At 66.6% G+C, this 18,190-nt stretch carries 19 protein-coding genes, 1 other RNA gene and 1 pseudogene; 17 read left to right on the top strand and 4 right to left on the bottom strand.

Features of this window, described 5'->3' with window-relative positions; translation table 11 throughout:
- Positions 1-39 precede the first annotated feature (39 nt).
- The gene (gene tkt, locus CYD53_RS17135) at positions 40-2,037 is read right to left on the bottom strand and encodes a transketolase (RefSeq protein WP_103719305.1); all 1,998 of its coding nucleotides are present in this window, start codon (positions 2,035-2,037) and stop codon (positions 40-42) included.
- Between the two features lie 325 nt (positions 2,038-2,362).
- Here tkt and CYD53_RS17130 point away from each other — a divergent pair, with 325 nt between their 5' ends.
- The 7 genes from CYD53_RS17130 (at position 2,363) to CYD53_RS17100 (ending at position 6,749) form a co-directional block, all read left to right on the top strand.
- Positions 2,363-2,662: a DUF4164 family protein gene (locus CYD53_RS17130; protein ID WP_245928288.1), complete on the top strand. Its 300-nt coding sequence runs from the start codon at positions 2,363-2,365 to the stop codon at positions 2,660-2,662.
- 12 nt (positions 2,663-2,674) lie between these two features.
- Positions 2,675-3,043: a cell division protein ZapA gene (locus CYD53_RS17125; protein WP_092167592.1), complete on the top strand. Its 369-nt coding sequence runs from the start codon at positions 2,675-2,677 to the stop codon at positions 3,041-3,043.
- Positions 3,044-3,103: 60 nt separating this feature from the next.
- Positions 3,104-3,757, top strand: coding sequence for a TetR/AcrR family transcriptional regulator (locus CYD53_RS17120; protein WP_245928287.1), 654 nt, complete (start codon positions 3,104-3,106; stop codon positions 3,755-3,757).
- Positions 3,758-3,805: 48 nt separating this feature from the next.
- On the top strand, positions 3,806-5,002 hold the full coding sequence (locus CYD53_RS17115; protein WP_103719304.1) for an MFS transporter: 1,197 nt from the start codon (positions 3,806-3,808) through the stop codon (positions 5,000-5,002).
- Between the two features lie 117 nt (positions 5,003-5,119).
- Positions 5,120-5,276, top strand: a non-coding RNA gene (ssrS, locus tag CYD53_RS17110) — 6S RNA.
- Between the two features lie 9 nt (positions 5,277-5,285).
- Positions 5,286-5,864 (top strand): 5-formyltetrahydrofolate cyclo-ligase, encoded by a 579-nt coding sequence (locus tag CYD53_RS17105; protein WP_103719303.1) that lies wholly within the window; start codon positions 5,286-5,288, stop codon positions 5,862-5,864.
- A gap of 57 nt (positions 5,865-5,921) precedes the next feature.
- A complete protein-coding gene (locus CYD53_RS17100) occupies positions 5,922-6,749 on the top strand; it encodes a TIGR00282 family metallophosphoesterase (protein ID WP_092167584.1) in 828 nt (275 codons plus the stop codon).
- 86 nt (positions 6,750-6,835) lie between these two features.
- On the opposite strand, the gene CYD53_RS17095 is transcribed toward CYD53_RS17100, so the two are convergent.
- Positions 6,836-8,200: a globin-coupled sensor protein gene (locus CYD53_RS17095; RefSeq protein ID WP_181011914.1), complete on the bottom strand. Its 1,365-nt coding sequence runs from the start codon at positions 8,198-8,200 to the stop codon at positions 6,836-6,838.
- A gap of 255 nt (positions 8,201-8,455) precedes the next feature.
- Between CYD53_RS17095 and CYD53_RS17090 the strand changes: the two genes are divergently transcribed.
- Positions 8,456-9,205, top strand: a complete 750-nt coding sequence (locus CYD53_RS17090) for a YebC/PmpR family DNA-binding transcriptional regulator (RefSeq protein ID WP_103719301.1) — start codon at positions 8,456-8,458, stop codon at positions 9,203-9,205.
- Between the two features lie 92 nt (positions 9,206-9,297).
- On the opposite strand, the gene CYD53_RS17085 is transcribed toward CYD53_RS17090, so the two are convergent.
- Positions 9,298-10,077, bottom strand: coding sequence for a sulfite exporter TauE/SafE family protein (locus CYD53_RS17085; protein WP_103719300.1), 780 nt, complete (start codon positions 10,075-10,077; stop codon positions 9,298-9,300).
- A gap of 157 nt (positions 10,078-10,234) precedes the next feature.
- On the opposite strand from CYD53_RS17085, the gene ruvC reads away from it, so the two are divergent.
- Genes ruvC through CYD53_RS17060 form a run of 5 tightly spaced genes read left to right on the top strand, consistent with a single transcriptional unit; the run spans position 10,235 to position 13,492 of the window.
- On the top strand, positions 10,235-10,750 hold the full coding sequence (gene ruvC / locus CYD53_RS17080) for a crossover junction endodeoxyribonuclease RuvC (RefSeq protein WP_103719299.1): 516 nt from the start codon (positions 10,235-10,237) through the stop codon (positions 10,748-10,750).
- 42 nt (positions 10,751-10,792) lie between these two features.
- Complete coding sequence (ruvA, locus tag CYD53_RS17075) at positions 10,793-11,410, top strand: Holliday junction branch migration protein RuvA (protein ID WP_103719298.1); 618 nt, start codon at positions 10,793-10,795, stop codon at positions 11,408-11,410.
- Positions 11,407-11,895, top strand: a complete 489-nt coding sequence (locus CYD53_RS17070; protein WP_103719297.1) for a GNAT family N-acetyltransferase — start codon at positions 11,407-11,409, stop codon at positions 11,893-11,895. Before ruvA ends, CYD53_RS17070 begins: the two co-directional genes overlap by 4 nt.
- Before the next feature lie 26 nt (positions 11,896-11,921).
- Complete coding sequence (ruvB, locus tag CYD53_RS17065) at positions 11,922-12,944, top strand: Holliday junction branch migration DNA helicase RuvB (RefSeq protein ID WP_103719467.1); 1,023 nt, start codon at positions 11,922-11,924, stop codon at positions 12,942-12,944.
- Positions 12,944-13,492 (top strand): DUF3828 domain-containing protein, encoded by a 549-nt coding sequence (locus CYD53_RS17060; RefSeq protein WP_103719296.1) that lies wholly within the window; start codon positions 12,944-12,946, stop codon positions 13,490-13,492. The genes ruvB and CYD53_RS17060 overlap by 1 nt, the downstream gene beginning before the upstream one ends.
- A gap of 195 nt (positions 13,493-13,687) precedes the next feature.
- Here the strand turns inward: CYD53_RS17060 and CYD53_RS17055 are convergent, their stop codons facing one another.
- Positions 13,688-15,679: a glycosyltransferase family 2 protein gene (locus CYD53_RS17055; protein WP_181011913.1), complete on the bottom strand. Its 1,992-nt coding sequence runs from the start codon at positions 15,677-15,679 to the stop codon at positions 13,688-13,690.
- A 354-nt stretch (positions 15,680-16,033) separates the two neighbouring features.
- Here CYD53_RS17055 and ybgC point away from each other — a divergent pair, with 354 nt between their 5' ends.
- The 4 genes and pseudogenes from ybgC to CYD53_RS17035 all read left to right on the top strand — a co-directional run.
- Positions 16,034-16,444: a tol-pal system-associated acyl-CoA thioesterase gene (gene ybgC, locus CYD53_RS17050; protein ID WP_103719294.1), complete on the top strand. Its 411-nt coding sequence runs from the start codon at positions 16,034-16,036 to the stop codon at positions 16,442-16,444.
- 43 nt (positions 16,445-16,487) lie between these two features.
- Entirely contained in the window at positions 16,488-17,135 is a 648-nt protein-coding gene (locus CYD53_RS17045; RefSeq protein ID WP_103719293.1) for a TetR/AcrR family transcriptional regulator, read from the top strand.
- Positions 17,136-17,343: 208 nt separating this feature from the next.
- Positions 17,344-17,781, top strand: a complete 438-nt coding sequence (locus tag CYD53_RS17040) for a DUF2852 domain-containing protein (protein ID WP_103719292.1) — start codon at positions 17,344-17,346, stop codon at positions 17,779-17,781.
- A 256-nt stretch (positions 17,782-18,037) separates the two neighbouring features.
- Positions 18,038-18,190, top strand: a pseudogene (locus CYD53_RS17035) (IS5/IS1182 family transposase); the annotation flags it as partial.

Genomic DNA, 18,190 nt, shown 5'->3' with positions numbered 1-18,190 from the left:
AAGGCCTTTTGCGGGAATATCTGCCTTGCCTGGCAAGCGTCAGGCGTTATGGCGCTTCATCGCGGCTTCGACCACTGCGTCAGGCGTAATGCCGAAATGCTTGTAGACCTCCTTATAGGGGCCGCTGGCTCCGAAGGAGTGCATGCCGATGAAGCCGCCATCATGGCCGATCACGGCATCCCAGCCGAAGCGGACGCCGGCCTCGATCGCGATCTTGATCGGCGCGGAGCCGATAATGGCGCTCTGCGTGGCCTCGTCCTGGGCCAGCAGCAGCTCCAGCGACGGCACGGAGACGACGCGGGCGCGCACGCCCTTCTCGGCGAGGAGCTTGCGCGCCGCGACCGCGATCTCGAGTTCGGAACCCGAAGCGAAGAGCGAGACCTGGGCTTTGCCGCCCTCGGCCGCGAGCAGTTCGTAGGCGCCCTTGGCCGAGCGGTTGGTCGCGGTCGCGTCGGTGCGCAGCTGGGCGAGATTCTGGCGCGAGAGGGCGAGCACGGTCGGCCCCTTGGTGTTCTCCAGCGCGAACTGCCAGGCTTCGGCGGTCTCGATCGCATCGGCCGGGCGGAAGACATGCATGTTCGGCATGCAGCGCAGCGAGGCGATCTGCTCGACCGGCTGATGGGTCGGGCCGTCCTCGCCCAGGCCGATCGAGTCATGGGTCATGACATAGACGACCGGCAGGCCCATCAGCGCGGCGAGCCGCATCGAGGGGCGGGCATAATCGGCGAAGACAAGGAAGGTGCCGCCGCCGGTGCGGAAGCCGCCATGCAGGGTGATGCCGTTCATCGCGGCCGCCATTGCGTGCTCGCGGATGCCATAGCGGACATAGCGGCCCTTGGGCGTCTTGATGGTGAAGTCCTCGGCGCCCTTGGCCCTGGTGTTGTTGGAGGGGGTCAGGTCGGCCGAGCCCATGACCAGTTCGGGCATCACCGGCTCGATGACGTCGAGCGCGAGCTCGGATGCCTTGCGCGTCGCGATGGTGACGGGGCTGGCGATCAGCGCCTTCTTATGGGCGAGAATCACCTTGTCGAGCTTGGCGGGGACCTTGTGGGCGAGACGACGCTCGAACTCGGCGCGCTTGCGCTCGGAGAGCGCGGCGAAGCGCTCCTGCCATGCCTTGTGGGCGGTGCCGCCTGCGGTGCCGAAGCCGCGCCAGGCCTTGAGCACGTCGGCTGCGACCTCGAAGGGGCCGCCGGTGATGCCGAGCGCCTTCTTGGCGGCGGCAAGCTCTTCGGCGCCGAGCGGTTCGCCATGCGCCTTGGAGGTGCCGGCCTTCTTGGGTGCGCCGAAGCCGATCACGGTCTTGCAGGCGATCATGGTCGGCTTGTTCGACTTCTGGGCGCGGCGGATCGCGGCCTCGATCGCCTCGGGGTCGTGTCCATCGACGCGCTCGGAGCGCCAGCCGCAGGCCTTGAAGCGCGCGACCTGGTCGACCGAGTCGGAGATCGTCAGCGGGCCGTCGATCGAGATGCCGTTATCGTCCCACATCACGATCAGCTTGTTCAGCTTGTGATGGCCGGCGAGCGCGATGGCCTCGTGGCTGATGCCTTCCATCAGGTCGCCGTCGGAGGCGAGCACATAGGTGTGGTGGTCGACGACCTTCTTGCCGAATTCGGCGGCGAGCATGCGCTCGGCCATGGCCATGCCGACGGCGGTGGCGAGACCCTGGCCGAGCGGGCCGGTGGTGGTCTCGACGCCGAGCGTCATGAAGTTCTCGGGGTGGCCCGGGGTCTTGGAGTCGAGCTGGCGGAACTTCTTGAGATCGTCGAGTTCCATGCCCGGTACGCCGGTGAGATAGAGCAGGGCGTAGAGCAGCATCGAGCCATGGCCGGCCGAGAGCACGAAGCGGTCGCGGTCGGGCCAGTGCGGATCGGCGGCGTCATAATTCATGACGCGGGTGAACAAGACGGTCGCGACATCGGCGGCGCCCATCGGCAGGCCGGGGTGGCCCGATTTCGCCTGCTCGACGCCATCCATGGCGAGGGAGCGAATGGCGTTGGCGAGCTTGTCGTGCTGGCTCCGGTCGATCGATGTCATGGTATTTCAGGCTCCCGCCGGCGGATGGGGCAAGGCCGCGGCCAGCTCCCGTTCCAGAGACGGGGCGACGGCGGTCGCGATGTATGATCTCGGCCGATTGCCGACCGGGCTCGATTAGGCTGCCGGATCGACCTGAGTCAATTCGCTCCTCAGGCGTTTCGGCCATGCGACGGGCAAGGCCGGGCCCGAGACGGCGGCTGAGCAACTGCGCGCAAGCCCTTGGGATCGGGCCGCTCCTGACTGGGCTAGCGATTCACGTTTCGCCCGCAGATGCGCTAGTGTCGCGAATCGAGTGAGCCGGCTTCGTTCTGGAGGAGGAAAGACGGTGGCGAGCCTGATGCTGGAGAATGCGCTCGCGCGCCTCGACGGCGCGTTGGGACTGCTTGAAGCCGCCGCCCGCCGCCGTATCGAGGCGGAACGCGGGCGCGCCAATCTCGAGACGGAACTGACCCTGATGCAGGACGACCGCGCCCGGCTCGCCGCCGAGCTCGACGGCGCCGTCTCGCGGCTCGGCGAGGTCGAGAGCGCTGCCACCGATGTCGATCAGCGGCTGGAGCGGGCGATGAACGTCATCGGCGCGGTGATCACGCGTGCGCAGGCCGAGATGCCTCATCTGGATCATTGAGCGGGGGCGACCATGCCGCAAGTCAACGTCACCATCGCCGGCAAGGCCTATCGCATGGCCTGCGGGGAGGGCGAGGAGCCGCATCTGGAGGGGCTGGCCCGGCTCTATGACGGCAAGATCGACGAGATGCGCCAGGCCTTCGGCGAGATAGGCGACATGCGCCTGCATGTGATGGCAGCGCTGATGGTTGCCGACGAGGTCTCCGAATTGAGGCAGAAGGTTGCCGCGATGGAGATGCAGCTGGCCGCCGTGCAGGGCGATGCCGGCGCCGCCGATCACCGCCTGAACGAGGTCGAGGACCGCGCGGCCGAGGCGCTGATGGCGGCGGCGGAGCGCATCGAGGGCGTGGCGCGCAGCCTGGTCCCGGCGCCTGTCGGCTGATCCCGGCCCTGCATTGCGAATATTCCGATCCAGGGGCATCTGGCTGGCCTTGATTCGGAAATGATCGTTTCCTATAAATGGGGCATGGCCAATGTCGCCCCGTCACCCGCATCGATCTCCGTTTCGCGCAGCCGTGGCCGGCCGCGAGAATTCGATATGAATGACGCGCTCGACAAGGCCGTGCGGGTCTTCTGCGCACGCGGCTATCACGCCACCTCGATCGGCGACCTGACCGAGGCGATGCAACTGGCCCAGGGCAGCGTCTACAAGGCTTTCAAGGATAAGCGGGCGGTGTTTCTGGCGGCTTTCGACCGCAACAAGGCCGTGCGCGCAGAAAAGCTGCAGGACGCCATCGGCGCTGGCGGGACGGGGCGCGAGCGTCTTCGCAAGGTCCTGGCCTTCTATGCGGAGGCCTCGCATGGCGCCGAAGGTCGGCAGGGCTGCCTGGTCGTCGGCAGCGCGGCGGAGCTTGCCATCTTCGATGACGAGGTGGCGCAGCGTGTCGCGGCGAGCCTCGACAGGAACGAGGCGCTGCTGAGCGGCCTGATCCAGCAAGGCCAGGCGGATGGTTCGATCCCTGCCGATCTCGACAGTGCGGCGACCGCCCGGCTAATGCTCTGCCTTCTCCAGGGCATGCGCGTGGTCGGCAAGACCGGCCGCAGCCGTGACGAGATGGCGGCCGTGGTGGAGGTCGCGATGAAGGCGCTGGCCTGATTTTTTCGATGATTTAGGAAACGATTGTTCTCTATTCTGGAGCTGCCCATGGCTATCGCCGCGACCGCCGACAACCCGCCTGACGAAGGTGCGGTTTCCCCCTGGATCACCTTCGTCCTGGCGATGGCCTGCGGGTTGATCGCCGCCAACATCTATTATGCCCAGCCCCTGGCCGGGCCGATCAGCGCTGCGCTGGGCCTGTCCGCGCAAGCGACGGGGCTGATCGTCACCCTGACCCAGATCGGCTATGGGCTGGGCCTGCTGCTGATCGTGCCGCTGGGCGATCTGATCGAAAACCGCCGCCTTGCGCTCACCATGATCGGCGTCGCCACGCTCGGCCTGCTCGGTGCGGCCCTGTCGACCGAGGCCCTGCCCTTCTTCGCCGCAGCGCTTTTCATCGGCCTCGGCTCGGTCGCGGTGCAGGTGCTCGTGCCTTATGCCGCGCATATGGCGCCCGAGGCCGTGCGCGGCAGGGTCGTCGGCAACGTCATGAGCGGGCTGATGCTCGGGATCATGCTGGCGCGCCCGGTCTCGAGCTTCATCGCCGGATTGTCCTCATGGCATATGGTGTTCTTCCTCTCAGCCGGGGCGATGGTCGCGCTCGCCCTGCTTCTCTGGCGGACCTTGCCGCGGCGCGTGCCGGTGGCGAAGCTGCGCTATGGCGGGCTGCTGGCCTCCATGGGCCATCTGGCGGCGACGACGCCGATCCTGCAACGGCGCGCGCTGTATCAGGCCTGCCTGTTCGCCGCCTTCAGCCTGTTCTGGACCACGACGCCGCTGCTGCTGGCGGGGCCGCTGTTCCAGCTCTCGCAAACCGGCATCGCCTTGTTCGCGCTGGCAGGCGTGGCGGGCGCCGTCGCCTCGCCGATTGCCGGGCGGCTCGCCGACCGCGGCTGGACGAAGCCGGCCAGCATCTTCGCCATGCTGTCCGTCGCGGTCGCTTTCGCGATGACCCATCTCGGCGAGGCTGGTTCGAGCTGGGCGCTCGGTTTGCTGGTGGCGGCGGCGATCCTGCTCGATTTCGGCGTCTCGACCAATCTGGTGCTGGGGCAGCGCGCGATCTTCGCGCTCGGCGCGGAGCATCGCAGCCGCCTCAACGGGCTTTATATGGCGACCTTCTTCGCCGGCGGCGCGATCGGCTCGGCGCTTGGCGGCTGGGCCTTCGCGCAGGGCGGCTGGCCGCTCGCGTCCTGGATCGGCTTCGCGCTCCCGGTCGCGGCGCTGGTCTATTTCGCGACGGAGTAGAGCTTGCGGAGCGCTACCCTCAGTGGCGCTTCTCCCGACTGTGGACATCCGAACTGAAACGCGCTCCGGCCGAGATGCCCACTGGCGCTTTGCCGGCGCGCATCTTACATTGTGGATGCGGGGCTGCCTGGTGCGTGCGAGAACTGTATTCCCGGGCCCATACGACTCCCTAGGGAGCTGTCCCTGACCGGGTCCCTGGACCCGGACACACGGCGCCCACCTACTTTAGTAGGTGTCCCGGGATCGAAATCTCCACGGCCAAGGTGGCTCCGTACTTCCCATCATGACGAACCTACTCTCCGACAGCGCCGCCCACAGGAAAGCCGCCCTGCGCGAGGCCGCCCTGGCGCGTCGCGACGCGCTGGAGATCGACGACCGGCTGGAATGGGATCCGGTGATTGCCGAGCGGGCGCTGGCGCTGTCGGCCCTGTCGGGAGATGGCCCGGTCTCGGCCTATTGGCCGATGCGCTCGGAAGCAGATCCGCGCCCGATCCTGGAGGCGCTGCACGCGCAGGGTATGCCGCTTTGCCTTCCCGCCATCGTCTCGGGCGCGATGCTGTTCCGGCGCTGGGCGCCGTGGGAGCCGATCGTGCCGGGCGGATTCGGGACGCTCGTTCCTGAACCGGGCCAGGCCGAGGTCAAGCCAAGGATCCTGCTGGTTCCGCTCGCCGCCTTCGATCGACGCGGCTTCCGCATCGGCTATGGCAAGGGTTACTACGACAGGGCGCTGACCGAACTCGGTCCGGTCACGAGCATCGGCGTCGCCTATGCCGTGCAGGAGATCGAGGCGGTGCCGGACGAGCCGCATGATCGCAGGCTCGACTGGGTGGTGACCGAACGGGAAGCGATACGCTGCGGTTGATTCTGCCGCGCATTCGCGCGACGGAGGACGCCTCACAGCCATCCGAGTTCTCATCCCATGCGTTTTCTCTTCCTCGGCGATATCGTCGGCCGCCCCGGGCGAGTCGCGGTGCAGGAGCGTTTGCCGGCCCTGCGCCAGCGCTGGAGCCTCGACTGCGTGGTGATCAACGGCGAAAACGCGGCTGGCGGCTTCGGCATCACCGAGGCGATCTGCGACGAACTGCTCGCGGCGGGAGCGGACGCGGTCACGCTCGGCAATCATTCCTGGGATCAGCGCGAGGCGCTCGTCTTCATCGAGCGCCAGGACCGGCTGGTGCGGCCCGCGAACTACCCGACGGGTACGCCGGGGCGCGGCGCGACCGTGATCGAAGCGGCCAATGGCGCGCGGGTGCTCGTCGTCAATGCGATGGGGCGCATCTTCATGGATGCTCTGGACGATCCCTTCGCCGCTGTGGCGCGGGAGATTTCGGCCTGCCCGCTGGGCGAGGTCGCTGATGCGGTGATCGTCGACTTCCATGCGGAGGCGACGAGCGAGAAGCAGGCGATGGGCTATTTCCTCGATGGCCGTGCGAGCCTCGTCGTCGGCACCCACACCCATGCACCGACCGCCGATACGCGTGTGCTGCCTGGCGGCACCGCCTTCCAGTCCGATGCCGGCATGTGCGGCGACTATGATTCGGTGCTCGGCATGCAGAAGGACGAGCCGATCCGGCGTTTCCTGCAGAAGACGCCGGGCGCGCGGCTCGAACCCGCCACCGGCGAGGGCACGCTGTCTGGCGTCGCCGTCGAGATCGACGATGCGACGGGGCTGGCGAAGGCGGTCTGGCCGGTCCGGCTGGGCCCGCATCTGAGCGAAGCGGTGCCCGTCGGCTGGGAGCGCGCCTGACCGGCTCTCGTCAAGGAGTTAGAGCAGGATCAAAGTTCTACGGCCTCAGACCAAAGACGATATTCGGTCTGATGCCGCAAGCGGTCTCAGGCGGCGCGGTTGCGCTGCATCAGGTGGTCGAAGGCATCGGCGAGCGAGGCGGCCTTGGCGGCCAATGTGCCGGCGAGGTTGAGCACGTCGCCGACGCTGCTGCCGGCCTGCTGCGCCATCAGGCTGACGCCGCTGACGCTTTGCGCCACCTCTTCGGTGCTCTGGGCGGCGAGATTGACGCTGCGGGCGATCTCCTGCGTCGCGGCGCGCTGCTCCTCGATGCCGCTGGCGACGGTGGCCGTGGTCTGGTCCATCTGCCGGACGAAGGAGACGATGCGCTCGATCGCGGCGACGGCTTCATGGGTCGCCATCTGCATCGAGGGCACCTGGGCTGCGATCTCGTCGGTCGCCTGCGCGGTGCGGGCGGAGAGCTGCTTCACCTCGGTTGCGACGACCGCGAAGCCGCGCCCGGCCTCGCCGGCGCGGGCGGCTTCGATCGTGGCGTTCAGCGCCAGCATGTTGGTCTGGGCGGCGATGGTGCGGATCATCTCGACGATGGAGCCGATGGTCTGCGCCGAATGCGCCAGGCTCTTGACGATGATGTCGGTCTCGAGCGCGGCGGCGTTGGCGTCGTGGGCCATGGTGGCGGCGCGCGACACCTCGATCGCGACCTGATCGAGCGAAATCGACAACTCCTCGGCCGCGCCCGCGACGCTGTGGACATTGGTCGAGGCGGCGTCGGAGGCCTGCGAGGCGACGATCGCCTGGGTGCCGGTGTCCTGGACCACGCCGTTCATGGTCTTGGCCATGGCCTCGACGGTGCCGGCGCCGGAATTCACCGCGCCGACGACCTCGCGCACGGTCACCCCGAAGGCGGCGAATTCCGCACTGGCGCGCTCGCTGCTCTGGCGCTGCACCTCGGCATAGGTTTCCAGCAGAAGCTCGAGGTCGAACTGGGCGGCCTTGTTGAGCGCGGCGCGCAGCGCGATGCGGCGGCGGAATTCCTTGCGGCGCCAGAAGCCGTTCATCGCCCGCAGCGCGTCGCGGTCGAGGCCCAGTTCGGCTCCGATCCGGTTTGAGACGATGGCGTGGCAGATGACGACCGCATAGGCGGGGACGCCGTGATCGTGGAAGGCGGCCGCGAGACGATGCGCCGATTCCATGAACCCATCGTCGAGGTCGCCCGAGGTCAGCTTGATCCAGTGGCCGAGGCGCAGGGCATGCACCTCGGGCAGGCGCAGCGCTCGCGCGGTTTCGGGCCAGGGCTCGAACCGGGGATGCAGCTCCTCCAGCAGCGTGGGCAGCCGCGTCTTTGCGAACTGCGCTTGCTGGCGCAAGAGCTCGAGGTCGAACGGTTCGATCTGGAAGGCGCGGAAGCGCGTCTCCTGTTCGGCGATCGGGTTGCTGGAAAACGTCGTCATGAAGTCCGGATTCTGCGCGGGCCGCTCGTCGGCACGCGGACGACTCTGGGAGCTCATGGCAAATATTGACTTAACAGAACCGCTTGGGCGGGATGATCATGCGCGATTGCGGTTCGCTGGGGCCGCTGCGGCAGCTCTTGCCCCGGTGGCTTGCCTGTCGCCGAAGGCGGCGCTTATAAGGCCGGTCTCCCGCCATGGCCGCCGAAAGACGGGCCGGGCGATGTGCGCAGACGTGACAGCAGAGGCTGAATTGCCATGGCCGGCCATTCCCAGTTCAAGAACATCATGCACCGCAAGGGCAAGCAGGACGCCGTGCGCGCCAAGCTGTTCTCGAAACTGGGCCGCGAAATCACAGTCGCCGCCAAGATGGGCATGCCCGATCCGAACATGAACCCGCGCCTGCGCATGGCCGTGCTGGCTGCGCGCGCCGAGAACATGCCCAAGGACAATATCCAGCGCGCCATCAACAAGGCGGCCGGCGGCGAGGGCGACAACTATGACGAGGTCCGCTACGAGGGCTACGGGCCGGGCGGCGCTGCCGTCATCGTCGAGGCGCTGACCGACAACCGCAACCGCACCGCATCCGCCGTTCGCTCCTATTTCACCAAGTCGGGGGGAGCGATGGGCGAGAGCAACTCCGTCTCGTTCATGTTCAACCGCGTCGGCGAGATCAGCTATCCGCTCGAAGCGGGCGATGCCGACAAGCTCATGGAAGCGGCGATCGAGGCCGGGGCCGATGATGTCATCAGCGACGAGAGCGGCCACACCATCCTGTGCGCTTTCGACTCGCTGAACGAGGTCTCGAAGGCGCTGGAAGCGGCACTCGGCGCGCCGGCCTCGGCCAAGCCGGTCTGGCGGCCGACGACGACGACTCCGCTCGACGAGGAAAAGGCCGCCTCGATGATGCGTTTGATGGAAGCGCTCGACAATGACGACGACGTCCAGAACGTCTTCGCCAATTTCGAGATCGCCGACGAGGTGATGGCCAAGCTCGGCGCAGCCTGAGCCGTCATTCTCGGGCTTGACCCGAGAATTTCAGGCTGAAGGAGGCTCATCCAGCAGAAGATGCTCGGGTGCTCGAGCATGACGGGCCTGGCTCAGCGCCCGGTCAGCCCGTCCCATACCGGCAGGCTGACCAGCGCGCTCAGGAAAATGACGAGATAGGCGATGCGGCGGAAGGCAGCGTCCGACGCCAGCCTGAAGCCATGCGTGCCGGCCCAGAGACCCACGCCATAGACGGCGCAGAGCGGCAGCGCCATCAGCGCCGCCCCGCTCGTCAGGATGCCGTTCAGCCACAGGATCGTGCCGCTGATCAGTGTCGATATGCCGAAGAAGGTTTGCAGATTGGCGCGTGTCTTGTGCTTGTCATTGCGCTGCGCGCCCAGCCAGAACACCGCGAGCGGCATGCCGCCGATGCTCGCCATGCCGTTGAACAACCCCGACAGCACACCGACGCCGAGCGAAAGCGGGATGCCAGGCCGGCCGTGATAGCGCCAGCCCGAAGCCATCAGCGCGACGGCAGTGAGCACGAGCCCGGCCAGGATCCAGCGCATGGTCTCGCGATCGAGCCAGATCAGGAGCCAGATGCCGGCCGGCAGCGCCAGCGTCGCGGCGGCAAGCAGCGGCAACACCTCGCGCCATTCGGCGTTCTTGGCGCTGCGCGCCGCCAGCGGCAGCGCATAGGGCAGGTCGATGAACCAGATCAGCCCCAACGCCGCGACCGGCCCGAGCACGATGCTGGCCAGCGGCATGAAGACCATGGCGAAGCCGAAGCCGGTGAAGCCGCGCACGATTCCGCCGAGTGCGCTCGCGGCCAGCAGGATCGTCAGTCCGGAAGCCGAAATTCCGGGAAGGAGCGCGTTCAGGAGATCGTTCATCTGCGGAGGGCGAGAGGAGAAGGACGTTCTCTTCGCACCAACATGGATCTCCGGCTGCGGGCAACTCTTTCCTTGTGATGCGATCGATGCGCGCCGGTCATCGATCGTTAGGACGGAGATGGAACAAAGGGTGTCCACGGTTTAGGCTCATCTTCACATGGCACCTCCGATTCGCATTCTTGGTCTCGACCCCGGTCTCCGGAAGACCGGCTGGGGCGTCGTCGTCTCGGAAGGCAGCAAGCTCAGCTTCGTCGCCTGCGGCTGCGTCGAGAGCGACGGCACGCTTTCGCTGGGCGAGAGGCTGCGGCAATTGCATGAGGGCATCAGCCGCGTGATCGCGACCTGGACGCCCGACGAAGTCGCGGTCGAGGAGACCTTCGTCAACCGCGACCCGCAATCGGCGCTGAAGCTCGGCCAGGCACGCGGCATCGCCGTGGTCGTGCCGGCGCTGGCGGGGTTGGACGTTGCGGAATATGCGGCCAACCTCGTCAAGAAAACGGTGGTCGGCGTCGGCCATGCCGACAAGAAGCAGGTCCAGATGATGATCCGCGTGTTGCTGCCCAAGGCGGAGACGAAGTCCGCGGATGCGGCCGATGCGCTGGCGGTCGCGATTTGTCATGCCCAGCATCGCGGCATGCGGACCCTGGTCGCGCAGATGCGGGTTTCCGCGTGAGGCGCTACAGCTTGTATCCTGCTCCAAGCGGCGAGGCCTTCGATGATCGGTAAGCTCAAGGGCCTGATCGATTCCTATGGTGAGGATTTCGTCATCATCGACGTGCAGGGCGTCGGCTATGTCGTGCAATGCTCGTCGCGAACCCTGCAGCGCCTGCCCAAGCCCGGCGTGGCGGCGGCGCTCTCGATCGAGACGCATGTGCGCGAAGATGCGATCCGGCTCTACGGCTTCCTCTCCGACAATGAGCGCGACTGGTTCCGGTTGATGCAGATGGTCCAGGGCGTCGGGGCCAAAGTCGCGCTCGCGATCCTCTCCATCCTGGAGCCTGGCGCGCTGGCGACTGCGATCGCCACCAACGACAAGGCGGCCGTGGCGCGCGCCTCCGGCGTCGGGCCCAAGCTCGCGCAGCGTATCTGCGCCGAGCTCAAGGACAAGGCACCGGCCTTCGGCCATATCGATCCCGGTGTCGCGCAGCTCGCTGGCGCGCTGGAGGACAGGAAACTGCCGCAGCCGGTGGCCGATGCCGTCTCGGCGCTGTCGAATCTCGGCTACCCACAGGCACAGGCCGTCGCTGCCGTGGCGGCGGCGTCGCGGGCGGCGGGCGAGGGGGCCGGCACGGCGCAGCTCATCAAGCTTGGGCTGAAGGAATTGGCGAAGTGAGTGCGCCCAGCGCCGGCATCATCCGCGACGTCGAGGACAAGAGCGCGTTCCTGGCGCTGATGATGGCGAGCTGGGGCTCGCACAGCATGATGATCGGCCTGCATGTCTATGACTGCGCCGAGCTCGATCTGCTCGGCGTCTTCGCGCCGGATGGCAAGGCGATGGCCTATGCGAGCTGGACCATGCGCGGCGATGTCGCGCTGCTCTGTGCGCTGCATTCCGTGGCTCAGGGGCAAGGTGCGGCGATTCAGATTCTCGATGCGGTCAAGACTGCGGCCAAGGCCAAGGGCGCGGTCAAGCTGCGGGCGATGCTGACCAATGACAACATGCCCGGCCTCGCCTTCTACCAGAAATGCGGCTTTCGCTTCTCGGGGCTTTATGTCGAGGCGATCGACGCCTATCGCTCGGTGATCCCGACGATCATCAAGACGGGTTATCAGGACCTGCCCGTGCGTGATGCGCTCGAATTGGAGATCGAATTGTGAGCGATGCGCCGCGCCGCCCCGGCCTGATGACCGCCGACCGTCGCGACGACGATAGCGAGAGCTCGCTGCGGCCGCTCTCGCTTGCCGATTTCACCGGCCAGGCGGCGGCGCGGGCCAATCTCCAGGTCTTCATCAACGCCGCCAAGTCGCGCGGCGATGCGCTCGACCACGTCCTCTTCGTCGGTCCGCCGGGGCTCGGGAAGACGACGCTGGCGCAGATCGTGGCGCGCGAGCTCGGCGTCAATTTCCGCTCGACCTCGGGGCCCGTCATCGCCAAGGCCGGCGATCTCGCGGCGCAGCTCACCAATCTCGAGGAGCGCGACGTGCTCTTCATCGACGAGATCCACCGGCTCAGCCCGGCGGTCGAGGAAATCCTCTACCCGGCGATGGAGGATTATCAGCTCGATCTGATCATCGGCGAGGGGCCGGCCGCGCGCTCGGTCAAGATCGACCTGCCCAAATTCACGCTGGTCGGCGCCACCACCCGGGCCGGCCTGTTGACGACGCCGCTGCGCGACCGCTTCGGCATCCCGATCCGGCTCCAGTTCTACACGGTCGAGGAATTGCAGGGCATCGTCGCGCGGGGCGCTCGCGTGCTCGGCGTGCCGATGTCCGATGACGGCGCCAACGAGATCGCCAAGCGCTCGCGCGGAACGCCGCGCATCGCCGGACGCCTGCTCAGGCGCGTGCGCGATTTCGCCATTGTCGACGGGGACGCCATCGTCACGCGCTCGGTCGCCGACAAGGCGCTGCACCTGCTCGATGTCGATGCGATCGGCCTAGACCAGATGGACCGGCGCTACCTCACCATGGTCGCGATCAATTTCGGCGGCGGCCCGGTCGGGATCGAGACGATCGCCGCCTCGCTTTCGGAGCCGCGCGATGCGATCGAGGAGATCATCGAGCCCTTTCTGCTGCAGCAGGGCTTCATCCAGCGCACTCCGCGCGGCCGGCTTCTGACGCCGCACGCATTCCGCCATCTCGGCATGCCGGAGCCGGTGCGCGAGACGGCGCAGTTCGGGCTGTTCGGCGATGGCGAGGAGGAGTGATGCTGGCGACGATCAGGTTTGCTCTGCCGGCGATGGCGTTGACGCTGCTGCCGGCTGTTGGGGCAGGGGCGGCCTATGCGGCCGAAACCTCGCCTGAAGCCACGGTCCGCGAGGCCTATGCGATCACGATCCGCGAGCTTGCCGGCATCGAGGCCGGCAAGGCCGCCCAGCCGCCCTTCCGGCCGCCGCACCGGCAGCGGTTGATGACCAAGGAGCTCTCGGCGTTGTTCGCGCGTGACGAGCAATTCATGAAAGAGAGCGGCGATCAGGGCAATATCGGCTCTGATCCCTTCATCAGCGGGCAGGATGGGGAGGTCAAGCAACTGCGCGTCACGGTCGCCGAGCGCTCGGTCGCGAGCGCCACGGTCTTCGCCGACTTCATCAGCTTCGGCCCGGTGCGCGTCACCTTCCGGATGAAGCTGGAAGATGGCCGCTGGCGCATCGACGACATCGTCAACCGGATGGACGGCAAGGACTACACGGTTCGCAGCCAGCTTTCGCAGCCCTATGACTGCGGCTCCTTCATGAAAAAGCCCTGCAAGCGTTAGAGCATTTTCGAGCGAAGCGGACAGCGGTTCGCGCGAAGACAATGCGATAGAACAATAGGGCAGAGCATTTCCGCGATTTGGAGAAACGCGAAAATGCTCTGGCGCCCAGACCGACTCGTCGATCGCAGGCTCCGGGCAGATATATAGCCATATGCCTGCTGTCTTGGCATTGGGGGCGTCGGTGGGTTCGCCTCCTCATCTGAGATTGCGCCATCGCTCCCAGGACGTCCGCTGTCGCGGCGGCCATGCGAGCGCAAAATCCTCAGCGGCATTGTCGAAATTGGGGCTGTAGAACGGATCGTTCAGCAATTCGCCGCGCCAGGACGCCTGCATGAAGCGGCATTCGCGGTGGAAGCGGTCTCGCGTGTCCGGCCTGTCGTCGGAGGGACGCGAAGCCGATTCAAGATGGTAGAGCACGGCGTTGGGCGTCCAGACGACGCGCAGGCCGTGCTGGCGGACCTTCATGCACAGGTCGACGTCGTTGAAGGCGACCTTGAGCCGGGTGTCGTCCAGGCCCCCGACAGCCTCGTAGACCTCGCGGCGGATCGCCAGGCAGGCTCCGGTGACGGCACCGACATCCCGGGTCAGGCCGAGATGGCCGAAATAGCCTGGGTCCGTGGCGCTGCGGAACAGGCCGATATGGCCGGCGATGCCCGGGCCGTTCTCGAAGGAGCCGGCACCGAGCCTGACCCCGGCATGCTGGATCTTTCCGCTGCCATAGAGGAGTTTCGCGCCGACAGCGCCGATATCGGGTCGAACTGCGAGGCTGACGAGTTCGTTGAGCCAGTCGTCGGCAATGACCTCGATGTCGTTGTTGAGCAGGAGCAGGATATCGCCCCGCGCCTGGCGGGCGGCGAGATTGTTCAGGGCGGAGTAATTGAACTCTCCATCGACGCGCAGGATGCGCACGCGGTCGTCCTGCTCGAGGGTATCCAGGAGAGCCAGCGCATCGTCCTCGACGCTGCCATTGTCGACGACGATGATCTCGAGCGCGGGATAGGCCGTCTTTCGCAGCAGCCCGTCCATGCAGCTGCGCAGGAGTGCGGCGCGATCGCGCGTCGGCACGATGACCGTGACGAGGGGCGCCGGATCAGGAACCGGCCATTCGACACGGTTCCATATCCTGGCGAGCGGCGCTTCCGAAACCTTGGCGGCACTGTGCCCCATGCGGTCGAGATGCCGTCTTACGGCCATGCGGGCATTGCGCAGGCAGGCTTCCAGGCGCCGCTGCGAGAAGGAGCCGCCACCGGATTCCTGCCGCCAGTGATACAGAACGAACGGAATATGCCGGATGCGGCTCGGATCGATCGCTTCGATCGCGCGCAAGGCGAGATCGTAATCCTGGCTGCCGTCCAGCGATGGATCGAGGCCGCCGACCCGCTCGAGCAAGGCCCTGCGATAGACCGCGAGATGGTTGATCAGGTTCTGGCCCAGCAACAGATCGTAACTGTATTCCGGCTTGAAATAAGGCTCGCTGCGCCGGCCCCGCTCATCGACCTTGTCCTCGTCGGAAAACAGCAGATCGGTCGCGGGATGGCGCTCCAGCTCGGCGGCGATTTCATAGAGCGCCCGCTCGGCCAGCAGGTCGTCATGGTCGAGCAGGGCGACGAATTCGCCTGTTGCGAGCGCGAGCGCGCTATTGGTCGCCTCCGCGATGCCGCCGTTTGTCTCGCGGCGGATCCAGCGAATGCGCGAGTCCAGCGCGGCCTGCTCGCGCAGGATGTCGGTGACGTGGCTCGAGGGTGATGCGTCGTCGACGATGCAAAGCTCCCAATGCGGATAGACCTGGCCGCGCACCGACTCGATCGTTTCGCGCAGGATGCGCGCGGGCGTCTGATAGGCCGGAACCACCACTGAGATCTGCGGACGGCGTGGCATGGCCGCGATATGGCGGCGGATCGCGGACCGGTCGGCGCCGCTCAACGTGTCGTAGGACGAAATCCATTTGCCGTAGGAAAATCCGGCCCGGGGCCGCATGGCCGGAGGCGCGAAGGGGGCTGCGAGCAGGTCTCCGACGGCTGGCCAGCCGCCGCTCGAGTAGCGCTGCCTGGCCAGTTCCAGACGTCGGGACATCCGCTGGGGGGTCGCCAGCCAATAGCACAACCGTGTCGCGGCGCGCGCATAGGAGCCCTTTCGCTGCCACCATGTGCTGTCGGCTATCTTGTAGACTGTCTGATGCAGAGCCATCCGCGCCTCGTGCTGCGTCCGGACGGAACTGCCCGGCAACCGTTGTCGCTGCGGATGCCGCTGCCGCGGCGTGGCGCTTCTTGGGCAGTTGATCGACGGAAATGTCGCCTGGCGTTGCCGGATTGTTTCAGGCTCACGGCTGCGCCGGATCATGTGAGGGCAGGGTGCGAGGAAGTGGGCGCCGGTTTTCGCCTTGATCCTGCTCTCACGCCTGGATGCGAGACGGATTCAGATGTCAGATGGGATCACTTTGTGATTCCATCTGACATCATCCGGCTCTAGAGGGCCGGTGGACCCATTGCCGAGGCGCTGCATCCCCGCACGCGGCGCCTTCGCTCAGCAGAGTATTCGATCGTGACCGTCCACCGGCTTTCCGTCCGCGTCTATTACGAGGACACCGATTTTTCCGGCGTCGTCTACCACGCCTCCTATCTGCGCTTCATGGAGCGCGGGCGCACCGAATTGATCCGGTCGCTGGGCATCGCGCAGCGCGAATTGTTCGATGGCGGCACCGCGCTCGGCTTCGCCGTGCGCAAGATGGCGATCGAGTTCATCAGGCCGGCGGTGATGGACGATCTTTTGACGGTGGAGACACGCTCGGTCGCGGCGCGCGGGGCGACGATGGATGTCGAGCAGCGGGTGCTGCGCGGCGAGGAGGTCCTGGTCACGGCCCAGGTCCTGGTCGCCTGCGTCGGCGGCGGGCGGGCGCGGCGGATTCCGGACGGACTCAGGCGCAGGCTCGAGGACGGGACGGACGACGCATAATGTCTGGTCGACGCTGGCCTGGCGCCATGTTAGCGCTCGATACATGAGCTGGAAGCGCAATACCCCCGATCCGCCACGCGGCTATCATCACGGCAATCTCAAGGAAGAGCTCGTGCGCGCCGCGCTCGGGCTGATCGGGGAGAAGGGCCCCAATGGCTTCACCTTCGCCGAAGCCGCGCGGCTTGCCGGCGTCAGCCCGGCGGCGCCCTATCGGCACTACCGCGACAAGGACGCGCTGCTGGCCGATGTCGCGGCGCGCGGCTTCCTGGTGTTCGAGGCGGCGCTGTCGCGCGCCTGGGACCAGGGCAGGCCGGATCCGGAGACGGCGTTCCACCGGCTCGGACGTGCCTATCTGGCCTTCGCCCATGACGAGCCGGCCTATTACTCGGCGATGTTCGAGGCCGGGGTGCCGCTCGATGCGAGCCCCGAACTGCGCAGTGCGGCGGATCGCGCGTTCCAGGGCCTGCGCGCAGCTTCGGAGGCGCTGATCGCCTTGCTGCCGGCGACAAAGCGCCCGCCGGCGCTGATGATGGCGCTGCATGTCTGGGCGATGTCGCACGGCGTCGCCGCCTTGTTCGGCCGCGCCGATGGCGGCCGGCGGCCCTTGCCGATGTCGGCCGCGGAGCTGCTCGAAGCCGGCATGCTGATCTATCTGCAAGGGCTGGGGCTGGGCTCGGATACGCGCGGCTAGCGCGCGCCGATCAGGTGGCGATGCATCCTGATCAGAAAATACCCTCGCTTTCCGGTCTGGCGCGATTTCTTCACGCGAATCGGTGTCCGCTCTCTTTGGAAGGGCTTCTGCCGGAAGCGCTTCTGCAGGCCCATCTTGACAAAAGGCCCGGTTGCATCCATTTATGTAAATGTGATTTACATTCACGCCTTTCCACGGTGAGGAAACAATGCCGATCGTCGCGAAGCTGGACGAGTTTGGGAGAGGGGCCTGGATCGCCTTCACGGTCCTGGGCTTCATGGTTTGGTGGCCTCTGGGTCTGGCGACCCTGGCCTTCACGATAGGGAGTGGTCGCATGGGATGCGGATATGCCGGGGCCGGCCGTCAGGAATACCGGATGAGCCGTCTCCAGGAGAAGATGGACCGTCTGCGTAGCCGCATGGGCGGCGAGGGTGGCGGTTTTGGCGGCGGCTGGCATCGCGGCCCCTCGAGCGGCAACCGCGCCTTCGACGAATATCGCCAGGAGACGCTGCGCCGCCTCGAGGACGAGCAGCGCGAATTCCACGACTTTCTGGGGCGGCTGCGCATGGCCCGGGACAAGGCCGAGTTCGACCAGTTCATGGCCGACCGGCGTGGCGGAGAGGCCACTCCCCCCACCGCCGGCTGACGCTCAAGACGCATAACGACCTGTCGCTAGCCTCGCCCGCCCCGGACAACCGGGGCGGGCGTTTTCGTTTGCGGCGCCTGGCTAGAGCTGTTGAACGACCCAATTGGATCGTTCAACCGCTCTAGCTCTTTGTTTTGACGCGTTTTCTTCACGCGAACCGGTATCCACTTCGCTCGAAAACGCTCTAGGTGGCGTGGACTCTTGGGATTCCCAAGAGTGATTTGGCGTGATTCAAGGCTGTCTTTTGGAGGCAGCCATGGGCGTTCTGGACCGCTTGATTCTTAGAGACGATCAGTGGGAGCGGATGTCGCTCCATATCATCGGCGATGAGCGCACGCGCGGTTCGTCTGGGCGCGACAACCGCATGTTCGTGGAAGCGGTGTTGTGGATCGTGCGGACCGGCTCGCCC

The sequence above is a fragment of the Allobosea psychrotolerans genome (assembly GCF_002917105.1).
GTDB lineage: Bacteria > Pseudomonadota > Alphaproteobacteria > Rhizobiales > Beijerinckiaceae > Allobosea > Allobosea psychrotolerans.
This window is presented reverse-complemented; position numbering and strand designations above follow the sequence as displayed.